13 protein-coding genes and 1 pseudogene are annotated in these 15,543 nt (G+C 68.3%); 6 read left to right on the forward strand and 8 right to left on the reverse strand.

Annotated elements, in window-relative coordinates:
- Window positions 1-43 precede the first annotated feature (43 nt).
- Window positions 44-319 (forward strand): helix-turn-helix domain-containing protein, encoded by a 276-nt coding sequence (locus ACYVK7_RS07085; protein WP_460886981.1) that lies wholly within the window; start codon window positions 44-46, stop codon window positions 317-319.
- Between the two features lie 111 nt (window positions 320-430).
- Complete coding sequence (locus tag ACYVK7_RS07090; protein WP_460886982.1) at window positions 431-1,663, forward strand: tyrosine-type recombinase/integrase; 1,233 nt, start codon at window positions 431-433, stop codon at window positions 1,661-1,663.
- A 26-nt stretch (window positions 1,664-1,689) separates the two neighbouring features.
- Here ACYVK7_RS07090 and ACYVK7_RS07095 read toward each other — a convergent pair whose 3' ends face one another.
- Together ACYVK7_RS07095 and ACYVK7_RS07100 are read right to left on the reverse strand one after the other, a co-directional pair.
- A complete protein-coding gene (locus ACYVK7_RS07095; RefSeq protein ID WP_460886983.1) occupies window positions 1,690-2,790 on the reverse strand; it encodes a ParB N-terminal domain-containing protein in 1,101 nt (366 codons plus the stop codon).
- Entirely contained in the window at window positions 2,780-3,829 is a 1,050-nt protein-coding gene (locus ACYVK7_RS07100) for a hypothetical protein (protein ID WP_460886984.1), read from the reverse strand. The genes ACYVK7_RS07095 and ACYVK7_RS07100 overlap by 11 nt, the downstream gene beginning before the upstream one ends.
- Before the next feature lie 68 nt (window positions 3,830-3,897).
- Here ACYVK7_RS07100 and ACYVK7_RS07105 point away from each other — a divergent pair, with 68 nt between their 5' ends.
- Window positions 3,898-4,947 carry a helix-turn-helix domain-containing protein gene (locus tag ACYVK7_RS07105; RefSeq protein ID WP_460886985.1) on the forward strand — a complete coding sequence of 350 codons (1,050 nt, stop codon included), beginning with the start codon at window positions 3,898-3,900 and terminating at the stop codon, window positions 4,945-4,947.
- A gap of 162 nt (window positions 4,948-5,109) precedes the next feature.
- On the opposite strand, the gene ACYVK7_RS07110 is transcribed toward ACYVK7_RS07105, so the two are convergent.
- The 4 genes from ACYVK7_RS07110 to ACYVK7_RS07125 are packed head-to-tail and all read right to left on the reverse strand — an operon-like array spanning window position 5,110 to window position 7,578.
- Complete coding sequence (locus tag ACYVK7_RS07110) at window positions 5,110-5,928, reverse strand: HAD family hydrolase (RefSeq protein ID WP_460886986.1); 819 nt, start codon at window positions 5,926-5,928, stop codon at window positions 5,110-5,112.
- A gap of 45 nt (window positions 5,929-5,973) precedes the next feature.
- On the reverse strand, window positions 5,974-6,843 hold the full coding sequence (locus ACYVK7_RS07115; protein ID WP_460886987.1) for a helix-turn-helix domain-containing protein: 870 nt from the start codon (window positions 6,841-6,843) through the stop codon (window positions 5,974-5,976).
- The gene (locus tag ACYVK7_RS07120; protein WP_460886994.1) at window positions 6,815-7,348 is read right to left on the reverse strand and encodes a DUF6879 family protein; all 534 of its coding nucleotides are present in this window, start codon (window positions 7,346-7,348) and stop codon (window positions 6,815-6,817) included. Before ACYVK7_RS07120 ends, ACYVK7_RS07115 begins: the two co-directional genes overlap by 29 nt.
- Window positions 7,345-7,578: a hypothetical protein gene (locus ACYVK7_RS07125; RefSeq protein WP_460886988.1), complete on the reverse strand. Its 234-nt coding sequence runs from the start codon at window positions 7,576-7,578 to the stop codon at window positions 7,345-7,347. The genes ACYVK7_RS07120 and ACYVK7_RS07125 overlap by 4 nt, the downstream gene beginning before the upstream one ends.
- Before the next feature lie 538 nt (window positions 7,579-8,116).
- On the opposite strand from ACYVK7_RS07125, the gene mobF reads away from it, so the two are divergent.
- Window positions 8,117-11,575 carry a MobF family relaxase gene (gene mobF, locus ACYVK7_RS07130; RefSeq protein ID WP_460886989.1) on the forward strand — a complete coding sequence of 1,153 codons (3,459 nt, stop codon included), beginning with the start codon at window positions 8,117-8,119 and terminating at the stop codon, window positions 11,573-11,575.
- 277 nt (window positions 11,576-11,852) lie between these two features.
- Window positions 11,853-12,257, forward strand: coding sequence for a hypothetical protein (locus ACYVK7_RS07135; protein ID WP_460886990.1), 405 nt, complete (start codon window positions 11,853-11,855; stop codon window positions 12,255-12,257).
- A 1,107-nt stretch (window positions 12,258-13,364) separates the two neighbouring features.
- On the opposite strand, the gene ACYVK7_RS07140 is transcribed toward ACYVK7_RS07135, so the two are convergent.
- Both ACYVK7_RS07140 and ACYVK7_RS07145 read right to left on the reverse strand, forming a co-directional pair.
- Window positions 13,365-13,538: a hypothetical protein gene (locus ACYVK7_RS07140; protein WP_460886991.1), complete on the reverse strand. Its 174-nt coding sequence runs from the start codon at window positions 13,536-13,538 to the stop codon at window positions 13,365-13,367.
- A gap of 32 nt (window positions 13,539-13,570) precedes the next feature.
- A pseudogene (locus tag ACYVK7_RS07145) lies at window positions 13,571-14,805 on the reverse strand (IS3 family transposase).
- A 65-nt stretch (window positions 14,806-14,870) separates the two neighbouring features.
- Here ACYVK7_RS07145 and ACYVK7_RS07150 point away from each other — a divergent pair.
- Window positions 14,871-15,155: a M15 family metallopeptidase gene (locus ACYVK7_RS07150; protein ID WP_460886992.1), complete on the forward strand. Its 285-nt coding sequence runs from the start codon at window positions 14,871-14,873 to the stop codon at window positions 15,153-15,155.
- Window positions 15,156-15,543: the final 388 nt, after the last annotated feature.

Consider the following 15,543-nt stretch of genomic DNA (forward strand, 5'->3'; position numbering starts at 1 on the left):
CTGGCGCCCGGTGGGGCTGGTGTCGCGTTCACTCCTATGGGGTATGAACGAGAGCCGCCCCGGGAGCCCCGACGAGCACGACGGACGCCTGGACCGTACCCCGATGTGGACGGTCGAGGAGCTGTGCGAGAAGTTGCATGCCTCGCCGGAGACGGTCCGGTCGTGGCGCAAGAACGGGACCGGGCCGCGGGCCTACAAGATCGGTCGGCACGTGCTGTTCGAGGAAGCCGACGTGCGCGCCTGGCTCGAGGCGCACGAGATCCGCGGCCGTTCCGCTTCCCGCAGGCGTGGGGATGCTCAGCGCGGGACGGGGTGGTGACCGGTGCCCAGGGAGAACCTCAAGCCCGGCGAGCACGGGAAGATCTCGTTCGCGCCGACGCCGGACGGGCAGGTGCGGGCGCGTGCCCGCGTGTGCCTGCTGGACAACTCCGTGGTGCAGGTGACCCGGGTCGGGAAGAACGACGGCACGGCACTGTCCAGGCTCCAGAAGGCGATCGCTGAGCGGATCGGAGCGGCGCGTGGCTCGGCGACGCTGGCGCCGAACAGCAAGGTGGGTCTGGCGTGCCGCCAGTGGATCGAGGAGCTGCGGGAGCGGTCGGAGTGGCCGAACCCGCCGGTCAAGCCACAGACCGTGGACGAGTACGAGCGGCTGTTGGGCAACCACGTCAACCCGTACCTGGGGCGCTACCGGCTGAACGAGCTGACACCGGCGATCTGCCAGACGTGGGTCGACGGCATCATCCGACGCGGTAAGGCGGGCGGGCACGACATGGTGGCGACCGCGATCCAGGCACACGGCCGGTTCGCGGACGTCGTCGACCGCGCCGTGGTCCACGACGCGCTGCGGGACAACCCGGTGCGCAAGGCCAAGACGCCCAAGCCGAAGACACCTCGGCCGGTGGCGTTGACCGTGATGACGGTGGGCCAGCTGCGGTGGGCGGTCCGCGCCTGGGAGAAGCAGCGTGGCGGGTTGCCCGGGCCGAAGCCCACCGGGCACCTGCCTGCCGCTGTGGACGTGATGCTCGGGACCGGGCTGCGGATCGGGGAGGTGATGGCGCTGCGATGGGGCGAGGTGAACCTGACCAGCGACGGGCTGCCCACCGTCAGGGTCGAGGCCACACTCGTGGACATCAAGGGCCAGGGGACCGTTCGGCAGGAGGAACCGAAGACCGACGCCGGCGGGCGCACGATCATCCTCCCGCCGTTTGCCGTGGAATCCCTGGAGTCGGTCCGCCCTGCCAGCATCCAGGCGGACAAGCCCGTGTTCCCGTCGCGGACGTTCAAGGACGGGCGGAACGTGGACCGGCCGCAGACCACGCACAACATGCGCCGCAGCCTGCGATCGGCGCTGGAGAACGCGAAAATGACCGGGCAGGTGCACCCGCACAAGCTGCGTTCCACGGTCGCGACCGAGGTCGCGCGTCGGATGAGCCCAGCCGATGCCGCTTCCCTGCTCGGGCATAAGATTGACACCGGGGTCACGGCCCGGCACTACATCGAGCGGCTGCGCCTGGCGCCTGACACGTCAGAGGTGTTGCAGGCCCTGGTGGAGATCGGCGACGAGACATGGGAGCGCGAACTCAAGCGGCGCGAGAAAGGCGCAGGGGAAACGCCTGTGGATGCGGCGCTGGTTGCCGCCGGAAACCCTGGTACTGGCTGGTAGGTATCCCGTCGGAGCAGCTCCGGTGGCTACCAGAGTGGAGGCTGCTCATCGGTGACGGTGTGGCTCTGTGTTCCGGCTGGCTTCTTGCGCCGGAGCGCAGGGTGATGCTTGTGCTGGGCGGCATGGACGCCGGTACACAAGTGGTCGAGGCGCTCTGTCGTGCGGTGCAGGCGCGCGAGGTCGGTGCTGTTCCCGCGTGCGGCGAGCGCATCGACGTCGACGTGGTTGATCCACTCGTCGAGGTCGGCGACCACCTCGGCCAGCGGCCGGGCCGCGCTCGGTGTCGTCGTACCGCGTGTCTTGGCGCGCGGTGGTCGTGGTCGGGTGAGCGCGGCCTGTGCGGTGGAAGCCAGCTCGACGTGATCGCTTCGGTCGCCGTCTGCTGGGGGATTGGCGCTGGAGGCGTCGTGTTCGGCGATCGCCGCGCGGATCTGCGTCCATTGCTTCTCGGGAGACGCGTTCTTGGTCGTGATGTCCTGCCAGGCGGCCTCGGCCATGGCGCGGATGTGTGTCGGCATGTCGGGGTCTTCGCGGGTGTCCTTGATCCGTCCGGTGTGTTCCAGGCGCGTGTAGGACTTGGTGCCGGTGACCATCTGGGCGGCCTTGGCGCGTGCGTCGCCGTGCCGGACGGGCACGGGGTCGTCCGAACGAGCCGGTCCCGCCGATTCGGCGGGACCGTTGCTGTTGTCCTTGCCACCGTCCTTCATCCCTCCGTCATTCGAGCGCTCGAGACTGTGGAAGCGGGTGGCGTGCTGTCGTTGGGCGGCTTGTTCGGTCTCGATAGTTTTGTACTCGCGGTACAGCTCTTCGGCGGTCTGAAGGGGCAAGGGCTCGCGGATCGTGTTCTCGTCGTGTTCGGCGATCACGTCGCGCAGCCCGGCCGAGGCGCGGCGAACGAACACCGGTACGGTCTTCCAACCGAGCTGCCGGACGGCTTCGAGACGTCGCCACCCGCACAGAAGCTGACCGTCCGGAGTCACGGTCAGGGGGCACAGCAGTCCGACGCGGGTGATCGAGTCACGCAGCGTGTGCAGGTCTCCCACGTCGCGCCGGTGGCGGGGTCCGACGGTGATGGAGTCGATAGCGCGGTCCAGTCGCAGTCCGTCGCTGAGGTCTTCATGCGGCATGTCCGGCCTCCCGCTGGTCGAGGTCTCGTGGTGGGGTGAGGTCGTGCGCGTCCTGCACGATCACCTGTTGTGCGGTGTCGCCAGCAAGGAGGCGGCGGAGAAGCCCGTCGCGAGCCGGGGTGCCAAGCACAGCGGAGACGAGACGGGTCCAGGTGCGGCGGTCGATGTCCAGGGCTGCTATGGGTTGGCGGTCCTTGCGCAGCCGCTCCCGCGCAGCGGTCACACCGCCCGCTGTGGTCAGGGCCGTGGTGATGTGCTCCAGCCCGAGCCGGGCCACGTCATCCGGCCACCCGACCGCGACGAGAACCGTGACCGTCGTCCGGGTCGCGGCACGGACCCGACTCACGACCAAGGCCGCGGCCGGATCGAGATCATTGGCCGCGGCCACGTCCGAGCGTGATGTGGCCAGGGCGAGTTCGAGCCAGGGTGCAGTCTCACCCGCTGGCGTCGCAGTCGGCGCAGACGGGTCACCGATACGCATCGCAGGCGGCAGGTTGGTGCGGGCCATCAGGCGGCGGGCGCGGTCCCGGGAGCACAGGAGCTGATCGGCACGAGCCTCGGCCCGCAGAGTCCTGGCAACCGCAGTAGTGACCACCGCCCACGGATTCTCCGCCCGGCGTACGGCCCGGTTGCGAAGGGCTTCGAACGCCGCGACGGCCGCGTCGTGCTCGGAGAGGTGGAGCTTGCGCGCCAGGTGCCCGTACCGGTCGCCGCAGAACAACAGCAGTTCGGCGGCCTCCGGGCTGGTGGCCCACGCCCGGTCACCGCCCTTGGCGAGATGGTCGAGGAGAGCGCGGAGTCCTTCCGGGGTAGCGAACTCCGACGCAGCATCACCGCGGCCCGCGACCTTCCGACCGGAGAGACCAGGTACCGCGGTGTCGTCGGGGCGCAAGAGAACCTTGGCGGGCTGGTAGTCGGGGTGGCGGTCCGGCCCTGCCGTCCGGTCCGCGCCCGTGGCTTCATCGCTCATCATCAGTCCCAGCCATGGCACGCATCGACGGGCCACGGTATGTGCACCACAGTAGGTCTGGAACCGCAAATGTGCAAGGCCTGCACAACATGCGAACCAGTGTTGTGATCGTGCACTCAATGGGTAGCCTGGTGCGTATGCGACACCCGACAGCGCCCGAGGGCCCTCCCGACCCGGGCGACCGATCCAGCCAGGAGCCCAGTGTTGACGACCGCGGCGATGCGTGGTCGAGCGCCTGGACCGCAGGGATCGGGGAAAGGCTGCGCACCATGCGCCTGGCCGGGGGGTTGTCGACGCAGCAGGTCGCCGACCGGACCACCGCGCTGGGCTACCCGATGGCGCGGGCGAGCATCGCGAACCTGGAGACCCGGCCCCGGGAGAAGATCTACCTGCAAGACGTCACCGTGCTCGCTGCCGCGCTCGGAGTCTCACCGGTCGAGATCCTGTACCCGCTGGAGATCAACACCGTCCCGACCTCCACACCCACCCCTGTCGGTGTTGTCCGACGGGGCGTGCTGAAGAACACCAGCACGCAGCTACTTCCAGGCAGAACCGAACGAACACCAGCCGCCGCAGCCTGGTTCACCGGCGGCTACGGCCGAGTCCTCGAAGCCCGGCTGGCGGCCATCACCGCTCACGGCAGGTTCGAAGCCCGCTTCCAGCTCCTGGCCATGCTCCACGAGGAGGAGCAAGCCGGGACGTTGACCGCCAGAGCTGAGAGCGTCGGGGCGCCCGCGCCTGCCGAGTTCATGAACGTGCTGTGGATGGAGGTGTACGACCTCGCGCGATGGGCCTTGGACGCGATCAGTACCTACGAGCAGCTCGCGGCCAAGGTCGGTGACACCCGGACCGCAGTCAGCGTCGATCAACGCTCGCACGCCGAGCGCGCCGCCGCCATGGCCCCGCCCGGATACATCGAGGACCCGTACGGCCGGCCCGACGTGCACGGAGTGCTGACCATCGGTGTCCCCGAACCGGGAGCCGCACCGTTCTACCTCCAGGACGACGCCGAAGACCGCTGGACCCCGCCCGACCTCACTCGGCCCGCGACCGCGTTCGAGACCACCCCGAAGGATGCGCCCCGTCGGACCAAGCCCAAGCGGCAGCAGCATGCCGAACACTGGCCCTCGCCTGGTGGCCCGTCACGACGGCGAGAAGGCGGAGGTGTGGACGCACCCGGACTGTGAGAGCTTCGCTTCCGCTCGCAGGAGCTGCTTCTTGTTCCTGCCATTTTAGGCAGCGGCGCTTCCAAGCCTGTCAGCTCAACGTCCTGGGCCACCACGGCCGCCGCGTCGTCTGGGCTCAGGTCAGCGTCACGGGTGGCGCGGAGTGACGTCGAGCCACTGGTCTCAGTCCAGCAGTGACAGCAGGGCCACGGCGGCACCGTCGTCGTCGATCGTGCCCGTGGCGGCGGTCGCCGCACCCTTCACGTGTCCCGGGGCATGCCCCATGACGATGGCCTGGTCTGCCCAGCGGAACATCTCCAGGTCGTTCTCACCGTCGCCGATGGCCACCGTCGCGAAGTCCTCCACCCCCAAGACGACGCGGACCTTCTCGAGCGCGGTCGCCTTCGACAGGCCAGGTGGCGTGACATCAACCCAGTCACTCCGGGTGGCAATCGCCGTCAGGCCCATGGCGCGAAGCACGGACACGAGACCGAACGCCGCATAACCGTGCAGTGCCAGGCGCGGCGTCGACTCCGCCCACAGCTCATCGAGCGCCTGGACCTCGCGCTGTGCGCCATTGAGCTCGCCGTCGGGGAACTGGAGGTTGACGTTGTAACCGGCGCCGACGACCTCGGTGGCGATCCGAATTGCTGGCATCTCATCGACGGCGAGACGGACGACCGGCTCGGCCTCGACGACGTGCATGTCGGTGATCTCGTACTCGCCGCCGTCCAGTTGGGCGGTGACCGCACCGTTGGAGGCGACGATCCACGCTTCGTCGAGCCCGAGCTGCGCGGCCACGGGCACAGCACCGACGAGGGAGCGCCCCGTTGCGAGCACGACGTGGTGCCCTGCGGAGCGGACCGCGGCGACCGAGGCCTGCACGGCGGCCGACGGCGGCCGCCCGGTACGGAGCAGGGTGCCATCGATGTCGCACGCGACGAGCATCGGCTCGGTGAGGTCCATGTGCCGGGCTGTCCGTCGCGGCGTCGCTGAGGTCATGCCGAGGAGGTTATTCACACATTGCGGGTCTCGCGAGGAATATTCTCAAGTATTCTCGCGAGCCACGATCTGGTGCCCCATTCGGGTCAGGGCGACGCGGGCCTTGTCGTCGTAGACGGCAGTGAGGGCCATGGTTTCGAAGACCTTCGTGTACTGCTCGATCTCCTGCGGCTGGGCGAGGTTCAGCTGCGCGGAGACCGTCTCGACGAGGACCAGCTGGTCGTCGTAGACCCAGAACGCATGGGTCGGGACGATGACGTAAGACTTGTCGAACGGAATGATCCCGAGCCTGACGTTGGGCAGCATGGCCAGGTTGATCAGTCTGTCGATCTGCCCGGGCATCGCAGAGGGCGAGCACACGTAGTTCAGCAGAGCTGCCTCGGTCAGGACCAGGCGGAACTTCTTCGATGTGTCGTACAGGATGTTCTGGCGCTGCATGCGGGCGGCGACGACCTCGTCAACGTCCATACGTTGACCCGTGGTCCGGCTCACCCGTTCGATGATCCCGCGTGCGTAGTCGGGCGTCTGCAGCAGGCCGGGCACGATGGTCGGCTGGAAGGCCCGGAAGATCCGGGTGTCCTGCTCCTGGCGGCCCATCGCGCTCTGCTCGGCAGCCAGCCCCGCGCGCATGACGCGCTGCCACTCCCGGTGGCGGGTCTGGAGCGTGTGCAGGTCGGCCAGTAGCGCTTCGGCCATCCGCTCGCTGCCGGTCGCCCGGCACCAGGACCGCACGTCGTCGTCGCTCGGGGTCTGTCGGCCGGTCTCGATCTTGGAGATCTTCGGCTGCGCCCACGACAAGGAACCAGCGAGCTGCTGACCCGTCAGGCCGGCAGCTCGCCGTAGATCCCGCAGCCGCGCGCCCAGGTCGTTGCGCGCGGCGAGGATGTCAGGATTGGTCGAGGTGTTCCGCGGCAAATTCGTCTCTCGTCATGGCGCGGTGCCAGGCGGCATCGCGCTGGTAGTTGAGGTCGACCAGCAGGGCCGGGTCCTCGATGAGCTCGGCGCCGGTCGCCACGCCGTCGTCGAAGTGCATCCGCGCCGCCGTGGCGGAGTCGAACAGCCAGTAGTCGAACTCCGGCAGGCCCTGTGCGTCGTCGCGGGCCAGGTACCGGATGTCCTCGCCCGCATCGTTGTTGAACGCAGCGGTCCACAGGCCGAACCGGTTGTAGTCCGACAGCGGGAGCGACACGACCCGGACGCGTCGAACGAGCTTGCCCTCGGCGGTTCGCGCCCGGATGGTGGTCAGCCAGCCGTCCAGCCAACCCATGTCGGTGTGCCCCTCCTCGAGGTAGCGCCGCATGGGTTCGCGGAGACTGGGCGTGTTGTACCGGTCAAGGACCTCGAGACGGTAGGCGGTGTGCTCGAAACTGTCGAACAGCTTGGCGAGGTCCGGCCCGGACGAGGCCTGCGCGGCAGTCAGGACTGCGCCTCCCGCTCCTTGTGCGCCAGATACATCTCCAGGATGTCAACCGGAACCTCGACGATGTCCTCGTGTCCGGGGATCTCACCGACGTCAGTCAGCGCAGCCCGGTCGGTGACCTTCCAACCCTGGACAAGGAACGTCTTGCGGTCGGTCCTGTCCGTCGCGAACAGCGTCGGGGAGTTGACGTCAGGCGACTCGGGGTCCTTGCCGATGAAGTGCGCACGCATATTCGCTCCCATGCTCGAATGAGGTGAACCAGCCTCGCCATCGTGCAGCTGTGGTCCGCAATCGTCAAGGGCACGCTGTGAACCAGGACACGGGCCTGCCCCCATACCGGTGAGGGCGTGAGTCGTTCATCGGTCCGGTCGCCTTCGGGTCACAGTCCGGGACCCGCGGGGCTGGCTACGGAGATGCCAGGTGGGGGGACATTCGCGGGGTGACGTCAGTGGAGGCGGGCGATGGGCGAGGGGACCCATCGCGGCATCTCAAACGGTCTCACGCCGTCTCGTGGCCACCCCGAACATCCCGCCATCTCCGGCCTCGACCAACTCGACCTGCCCGTACCGTCCGAAACCACTCAAGTCACACTTATCAGCTATTCCGCCTGCCACCATCGCCCGCACCAGCCCCGCTACGCACCCCACACACACCTCTGGCACCAATGGCAGATTGAGCTGCTTGATAGCGATTACAGAATTCCTATCGGGGTTCGGTCCGATAATCGCGCCGGGCCTGGAACCTGCCGCACACCTGACTGGTGTGACGGTGTCGATCAGCGTGGTCGCGGCAGGCGACGGAGTTGGGTATCTGCTGCGCTCGGTCGTGCGCGGCGACTGCGATCTGGCCGAGCCGTCGGCGGTGCTGCGGTACTACACCGAGGCCGGTACACCTCCGGGCCGGTGGCTCGGCAAGGTGATCGCTGAGTTCGGCGACGGGAAGCTGAAGGCGGGCGAGACGGTGACCGAGGAACACCTCAAGCGCCTGGTCGGTGTGGGCCTGGACCCGGTGACGGGGAAGCCGCTGGGATTGACGTTCCCGGAGGCCTCCGGGACCAGCGATCGCAAGGTGGTGGCGGGTTTCGATCTGACGTTCTCGGTGCCGAAGTCGGTCTCGGTGCTATGGGGTCTGGCCGACCGGCAGAACCAGGCCCTGATCCTGGCAGCGCACCATGCCGCGTTGGCGGAGGTGGTGGAGTTCTTCGAGCGGGAGATCGCCGCCACCCGCATCGGACACGGCGGCACCGCGCAGGTAGACGTCGTCGGGGTAGCCGCTGTCGCGTACGACCATTGGGACTCACGGGCGCACGACCCGCAGCTGCACACCCACCTGGTGATCTCCAACAAGGTCCGCACCCTGATCGACGGACAGTGGCGGGCCCTGGATTCTCGGGCGATGTACAAGGCGCAGGTCGCGCTGTCGGAGCACTACAACGCCGTCCTGATGGACCGTCTGACGGGCACGTTCGGGATCGGGTGGGACCAGCGCGACCGAGGGGAGCGGCGCGCCAAGGCATGGGAGATCACCGGCGTCCCCGAGAACCTGATCAGCGAGTTCTCCTCCCGGTCGCGGGACATCGACGTCCGAAGCGACCAACTCATCGCTCAGTACGAAGCGCGACACGGGCGGCGCCCGTCGCCCGAGACGATCAACAAGCTGCGCTCGCAGGCGACGTTGGAGACGAGGCCCGAGAAGCAGATTCGGTCCCTGTCCGACCTGACCACTGAATGGCACCACCGCGCCGCAACCCAAGTAGGAGAGGCCGCCGCTTGGGCGCACGACGTGATCACCTCCGGCCTCGGACACGCCTTCCGCGCCGACGACGTCTCGACGGACCTCGTCAACAAGCTCGGCGCCCGGGTGGTCGACCTCGTCTCCCAGAAACGCGCGACGTGGACGTTCTGGAACCTGTGGGCCGAGGCTACCCGGCAGACCATGGGCGTTCGCCTCGCATCCCACGAGGAACGCGAACAGCTTGTGTCACGAGTCGTGGAAGCGGCCCAAGCCCGGTCCTTGCCGTTGACGCCGCCAGAGCTCGCCCCCACACCCAAGATGCTGCTGCGGGCGGATGGCTCCAGCGCACTGCGACCTCGGCATCACGTCGCATACTCCAATACCCGGATCATGGCTGCCGAGACCCGTCTCCTGACCCGCGCCCAGGACACCACCGGCCCCGTGGCTGGCCGGCGCGGGCTGCGGGTCGCCGTCCGGAATCGGTACCGCGGCGACCACCTCACCGTGGAGCAGTCGTCGGCGTTGGTGTCGATCGCAACGTCGGGCCGGGTGGTGGACGTGCTGGTGGGCCCCGCCGGGACTGGGAAGACGACCGCGATGTCCGCCCTGCTCACCGCATGGCACCACCACCGAGGGGCAGAGTCGGTGATCGGGCTGGCTCCCTCAGCCGCGGCCGCGAAGGTCCTGGCCGACGATCTCGGCATCCCGTGTGAGACCACTGCCCGATGGCTCACCTCCCACCACCACGGGTATTCAGACCTCACCAACGGGCAGCTCGTGATTGTGGACGAAGCCTCCCTGGCCAGCACCATGGACCTGGACCGCATCACCACCGCCGCCGCCCAGGCGGGCGCGAAGGTGCTACTGATGGGGGACCCAGCTCAGCTGCAGTCCGTGGACGCCGGGGGAGCGTTCGGCATGCTCGTCGAAGCCCGCAACACGGCCGCGGGCGAGAACACGACGCGGGTGGGCGAAGGCGCGCCGACACTGACCGGAGTGCACCGCTTCCGCAACGACTGGGAGAAGGCCGCCTCACTCGCGCTGCGTGAGGGCGCCCCATCGGTCATCGACGCCTACGACGACCACGACCGCCTCACCGAGGGCACCACCACGGACATGATCGACGCCGCCTACGCCGCCTGGCAGCGGTCAGCCGCGACGGGGGAGTCGAGCGTGCTGGTCGCCGAGGCCACCACCGTGGTGCACGACCTGAACCAGCGAGCCCGCGCCGACCGCATCCTGGCCGGGTTCACGAACGCCAGCCGCGACGTCGCCCTCACGGACGGGACCCGTGCCTCGGTGGGCGACCTGGTCATCACCCGGCGCAATGAACGCACACTGACCACCACCAGCGACTCGCACGATGGCGGCTTCGTCCGCAATGGCGACCGCTGGCAGATCACCGCAGTCCACCACGACGGATCAGTCGAAGCCCGCCGCGAAGGCCACGGGCACGACGCTAGCGTGCGCTTGCCCGCCGGCTACGTCGCCGAGCACCTCGACCTCGGGTACGCGGTGACCGCTCACCGTGCCCAGGGCCTGACCATGGACTCCTCGCACGTCCTGGTCACGCGTACCACCACCCGCGAGAACCTCTACGTCGCGATGACCCGCGGACGGGACACCAATATCGCATACGTCGCGCTGGACGAGCCCACCACCGACCACAACCCACGTGTCGACGACAGGACCACGGCTCGCAGCATCCTGTTCGGCGTGCTCCAGCATTCCGGGGCCGAGCTGTCCGCGCACCAGACGCGTGCCGCCGAGCATGACAAGTGGACCGGCATCGCACAGCTGGCCGCCGAATACGACACCATCGCCAGCCTCGCCCAACGCGGCCGATGGGCCGATCTGGCCATGCGGACGTTCGTCACCGACGGCAGGCTCATGCCCGACGAGGCACGTACCGCGATCGAGAGTGATTCGTTCTGGTCCCTGTGCGCCGAACTCCGCCGCACCGAAGCCGCGGGCCACGACCCGAGCGCCACACTCCAGCGAGTCGTCGGGCAGCGCAACCTCCTGGACGCCGACGACGCCTGTGCTGTCGTCCTGAACCGACTCGCCAGCGACAACCAACGTCGTACGCGACCCATGCGTCGCTCGGCGCCACTGATCGCCGGCCTGGTCCCACCTGCCCTCGGGCCTATGCCCGTCGACGAGCGTCTAGCTCTGGAAGAACGAGCCCGTCTCATCGAGGCGCGCGCTGTCGCGGTCGCACAGGCGGCGGTTCGAGACCGTGCAGCATGGGTCCAGCGGGTCGGACTGCCAACGGCGGAGGCCTGTTCGAGAGCACCATCACGCGGAATCGTCAGCGTGGCCGCCTACCGCGAAAAGTACGGCGTGACGGGGCTTGAGCCGGTAGGCAGGATAACGAATGAACCGCGCCGGACCCGGGAACGCGAGGCGGCACAGGCGGCCATGGGCCACGCACCTTGTGACCGGTATCGAACCGGTCCGGGACCCCGGTCTGAACCCGGAATCAGCATGTAATGATGCGACGTCCGGGCCGTCTCGACCGGGTTACCGGCTGTGCGGCGGCTCTGTAGGGTCTGCGCCGCACCGGTTGCCCATCAATGTCCAGGGAGGCCGTCCCTGCGGTCTATCCGGTCTGACCAGCATGGCTACCGTCCGGGACGGTGCGATCTCCTACGCGCAGGCCGAGGCAGTGGTTCCACGCCGTTACCCGTCCGTTACAGTAGGGCCCACCATGATCCTGATACGCCGCCTCCGCTCGCCCCTGGCAGGGTCCCGGCATGGAGCGACGGCCGTGGCCGCAGTCGTGCTCCTTGTGCTGGCCGTCTCGGGCGTGCAGCTGGTGTGCAGCATGCATCTGAACCAGCACCCGGGCGGCGCCGCACACGCTCACGGGGGACATGGTCACGGCGGTGAGCACTCGAGCGGCGGTGGGGCTCTGGCCGTACACGACGTGGCGACGGGCCAGGCCGACGTCGTCGAGCCCGAGGCCGACGGTACTCCCGGCTGCTCCGGGCACGACACCGTCACGGCGCAGTCCGACCCGATCCTGCTGCCATCCCCGGTCTTGGCCGCAACGCCAGAATTCACGGCCATCCGTCTGACGCCCGCTCCCGTGTACCAGGACCATCGAGTGGCTTCCGCCTTGGCAGCGGCGGCTGCGCCGTCGCTGTATGCCCTGGGGATCAACCGGACGTAGACCAGCACCGGCCGATCTCAGCTGAGGTCGGCCGGTCAGCGTGCCCGTCAGAACGGGCAGCGCCAGTGGTACTACTCCGATCCGAAAGGTCCCAGACTTCATGGAGCCAAGCTTCACCCAGAACCGGCCGGTGAGCGGCCGCGGTCGTCATCGGGCGGCGGACAGCCCCGTGTCGTCCGACGTCGCCCGAACCGGTCCAGAGCAAGTCACCACCTTCGCCGGGCGTGCCACCGCGGAGGCCGCAGCCGGGGCCGGCGTCCCAGGGCCTTTGGCCGCTGCCCCTGCCGCTCAGGCGACGCGGACGTCCCCGACGTTCAGCGCTGCCCTTCCCAGCACGCCGGTTCAGGGTGCGATCAACTCGGCGGACATCAACGCCGGCTCGGCGACGCGGACACGACAAACCAGAGGACGCCATAGAAAGGGCCGGCATGCGGCCTCACCGAACCGTGCACTGCCCCCCGCAATTGGACGGTGGCCGATGACGCTTGGTCTCGGGATCGCACTGGCCACCACGACGTCGTTCACAGTCGCCGCTGTCGGCGGTTCCGAGATTGACGAGCGCGCCCAACCAGGAGGTGTCGACGCCGCGCTGGCGTTCGCCGGTCCGTCATCGGGCGCAGCACCCGCCGTGCCTGATCGGCAGAGCGGTGCATCGCGCAGCCAACAGCGTGCACTACTTGGAACCCCTCGTGCTGGTATTACCGTCCCGCGTGACGCGTCGATGCCCGCCGACGAGGCCGCTCCCGTGCAGGTCGAGGCCCCGCCAGTCCTGCCTGGCTGTGATGGTGAGGCGACAGGCTCGGAACTCAACGGTCAGGTGCCAGAGAGCGAGCTGTGCGATCTGTGGAACGGCTACCCGCCGATCCGGGCCGACGCGGCAGTCGCCCTGGCTCGTCTGAACCAGGAGTACACCGAGCAGTTCGGCGAACCGATGTGCCTCACGGATGGCTACCGCAGCTACGCGCAGCAGGTCACCGCGAAGGCGCAGAAGCCGACACTGNCCTTCCCGCAGGTGTGAAGCTGCCGCGAGTTCGAGGAGTAACGGCTGACTGCAAGAGTCCAGGCGATGCTGGCGCACGAGTGCCGACAGCCTGACGAGATCTCGGCTCAGCCTGTGGAGCACTGACGATCTGCCGGCTCCGAGAAGTCCGGGACCGCCCGGGCCTGCGCCTCTGCAGGTGTCGCCGCGACGCCGTTGCGAGTGATGTCGTCGATCAGCCAGTCCATCTCAAGGATCTCCCGGCGCTGGGCCTCACTGATCTCGACGGCGAGCTCACACACCCTGTCAAGCCCCGGGTTTGGTGGAGAGTTGGTTAGCTGGTTTTCAGACTTGCCGTGACCGAGTTGGCCACGGCGTGTAGTGCCTCGTACTCGGTCGGTGGGATGTGGCCGAGCTCGCCGTGCAGACGCCGGTTGTTGTACCAGTCGATGTACTCCACCGTCGCGATCTCGAGATCGTCCAGACCGCGCCAGGGTCCCTTGTTACGCACGAGCTCGGCCTTGAACAACGAGTTGAACGCCTCGGCCATCGCGTTGTCATACGAGTCGCCCTTCGAGCCGACCGACGCGACCGCGTCGGCCTCCGCGAGCCGCTGGGCATAGCGGATCGCACGATATTGGACCCCGCGATCGGAGTGATGCGTCAGCCCGGCCAGGTCCGCGCCGGCGCCCTGACGACGCCAGATCGCCATCTGCAACGCGTCCAACGCCAGATCCGTATAGAGACTGGTCGCGACCTGCCACCCGACGACCATCCGGGAGAACACGTCCAGCACGAACGCCGCATAGACCCACCCGGCCGAAGTGCGGACATAGGTGATGTCCGCGACCCACAGCTGGTTCGGCCTCGTGGCGGTGAAGTCACGTTCGACCAGGTCAGCCGGCCGCCCGGTCTCCGCCGCGGGTCTGGTCGTCCGTGGGGACTTGTCCCGCAGCAGACCCCGCAACCCGGCCTCGCGCATGAGCCGCTCGACCGTGCACCGCGCCACCCGCACGTCCTGCCGGTTCAGCTCGTGCCAGATCTTCCGAGCCCCGTAGACGCCATAGTTCTTCTCGTGGACCTGCTCGATCACCTCGATCAGGCCGGCGTCACGCACTGCTCGGGCCGAGGCCGGTCGGCTCTTGTGGGCGTAGTAGGTCGACGGTGCGATCTCGGCCGGCGTCTCCTTGAGCGCCCGCAGGACCGGCTGGACACCGTGAGTGACCTTCTCCTGGTCGACGAACTCGACCTTCATCGCGACGGACGGTCCAGCTCCGCCGCGAAGAAACTTGCTGCGGACTTCAGGATCTGGTTCGCGCGCCGCAGCTCCCGCACCTCCCGCTCCAGCTCCGCGACCCGGGCAGCCTCAGCAGTCGTCGGGCCCGGCCGCAGCCCCTCGTCCCGCTCCGCACGCGCCACCCAGGTCCGCAACGCCTCCGGGTGCACACCGAGCTGGTCCGCGATCCGCTTCACCGCCCCGACACGCGACTCGGGGTCCTTCCTCGCCTCGACCGCCAAACGCGTCGCACGCTCACGCAACTCGTCCGGGTACTTCCGTGGTGCCGACATAGCTCCCAATCCTCCGGGTCTTCGATGTCTCCATCAAACCCGGGGCGGGACAGTTCGGCGAACCGATGTGCCTCACGGATGGCTACCGCAGCTACGCGCAGCAGGTCACCGCGAAGGCGCAGAAGCCGACACTGACGGCAACCCCGGGCCGGTCCAATCATGGCTGGGGCCTCGCAGTGGACATCTGTGCCGACAGCTACGCCGGTGAGCGCTGGGACTGGCTCAAGGCACACGCTCCGGAGCACGGGTGGGACAACCCGCAATGGGCACAGGCCGGGGGCGCTGGACCGTATGAGCCGTGGCACTGGGAATTCACAGCGGCCGTTGCGCAGATCGACGACCACCACTGAAGGCGGTCGCTACCCGGGTGCCAGGAGCACGTCGATCGCAGAAGAGCCACCATCGTCGCCGATCAGTCCTGGCCGGGCCCGGGGACCGGGACAGGTCCTTCGGCCGCCGGGCTGGGCTGATTGCGAGTCGCCAGGTGCGTTCTTACCGTGAAGACGGAAGCGGCGACGTGGCCCGACGGCAGCGGCGCCTCAGCGGACCCTGGAGGAGAGACGCCATGAAGACCAGCGAGATGCTCGAGACCTATCCGAAGTCGATGAACCTCGACCGCACGCTGCTGGCGAGGGTGATCGAAACCATCGTCGAGTGCTCCCAGGTGTGTTCCGCATGCGCGGACGCGTGCCTCAGCGAGGACACGGTGGCCGACCTGCGCAAGTGCATCCGCACCAA

The sequence above is a fragment of the Promicromonospora xylanilytica genome (assembly GCF_054782895.1).

Coding starts and splice junctions, on each gene's coding strand:
- ACYVK7_RS07105 (WP_460886985.1), top strand. CDS start 3,898: ATGCGACACCCGACAGCGCCCGAGGGCCCTCCCGACCCGGGCGACCGA.
- ACYVK7_RS07095 (WP_460886983.1), bottom strand. CDS start 2,790: ATGCCGCATGAAGACCTCAGCGACGGACTGCGACTGGACCGCGCTATC.
- ACYVK7_RS07085 (WP_460886981.1), top strand. CDS start 44: ATGAACGAGAGCCGCCCCGGGAGCCCCGACGAGCACGACGGACGCCTG.
- ACYVK7_RS07125 (WP_460886988.1), bottom strand. CDS start 7,578: ATGCGTGCGCACTTCATCGGCAAGGACCCCGAGTCGCCTGACGTCAAC.
- ACYVK7_RS07110 (WP_460886986.1), bottom strand. CDS start 5,928: ATGACCTCAGCGACGCCGCGACGGACAGCCCGGCACATGGACCTCACC.
- ACYVK7_RS07150 (WP_460886992.1), top strand. CDS start 14,871: ATGTGCCTCACGGATGGCTACCGCAGCTACGCGCAGCAGGTCACCGCG.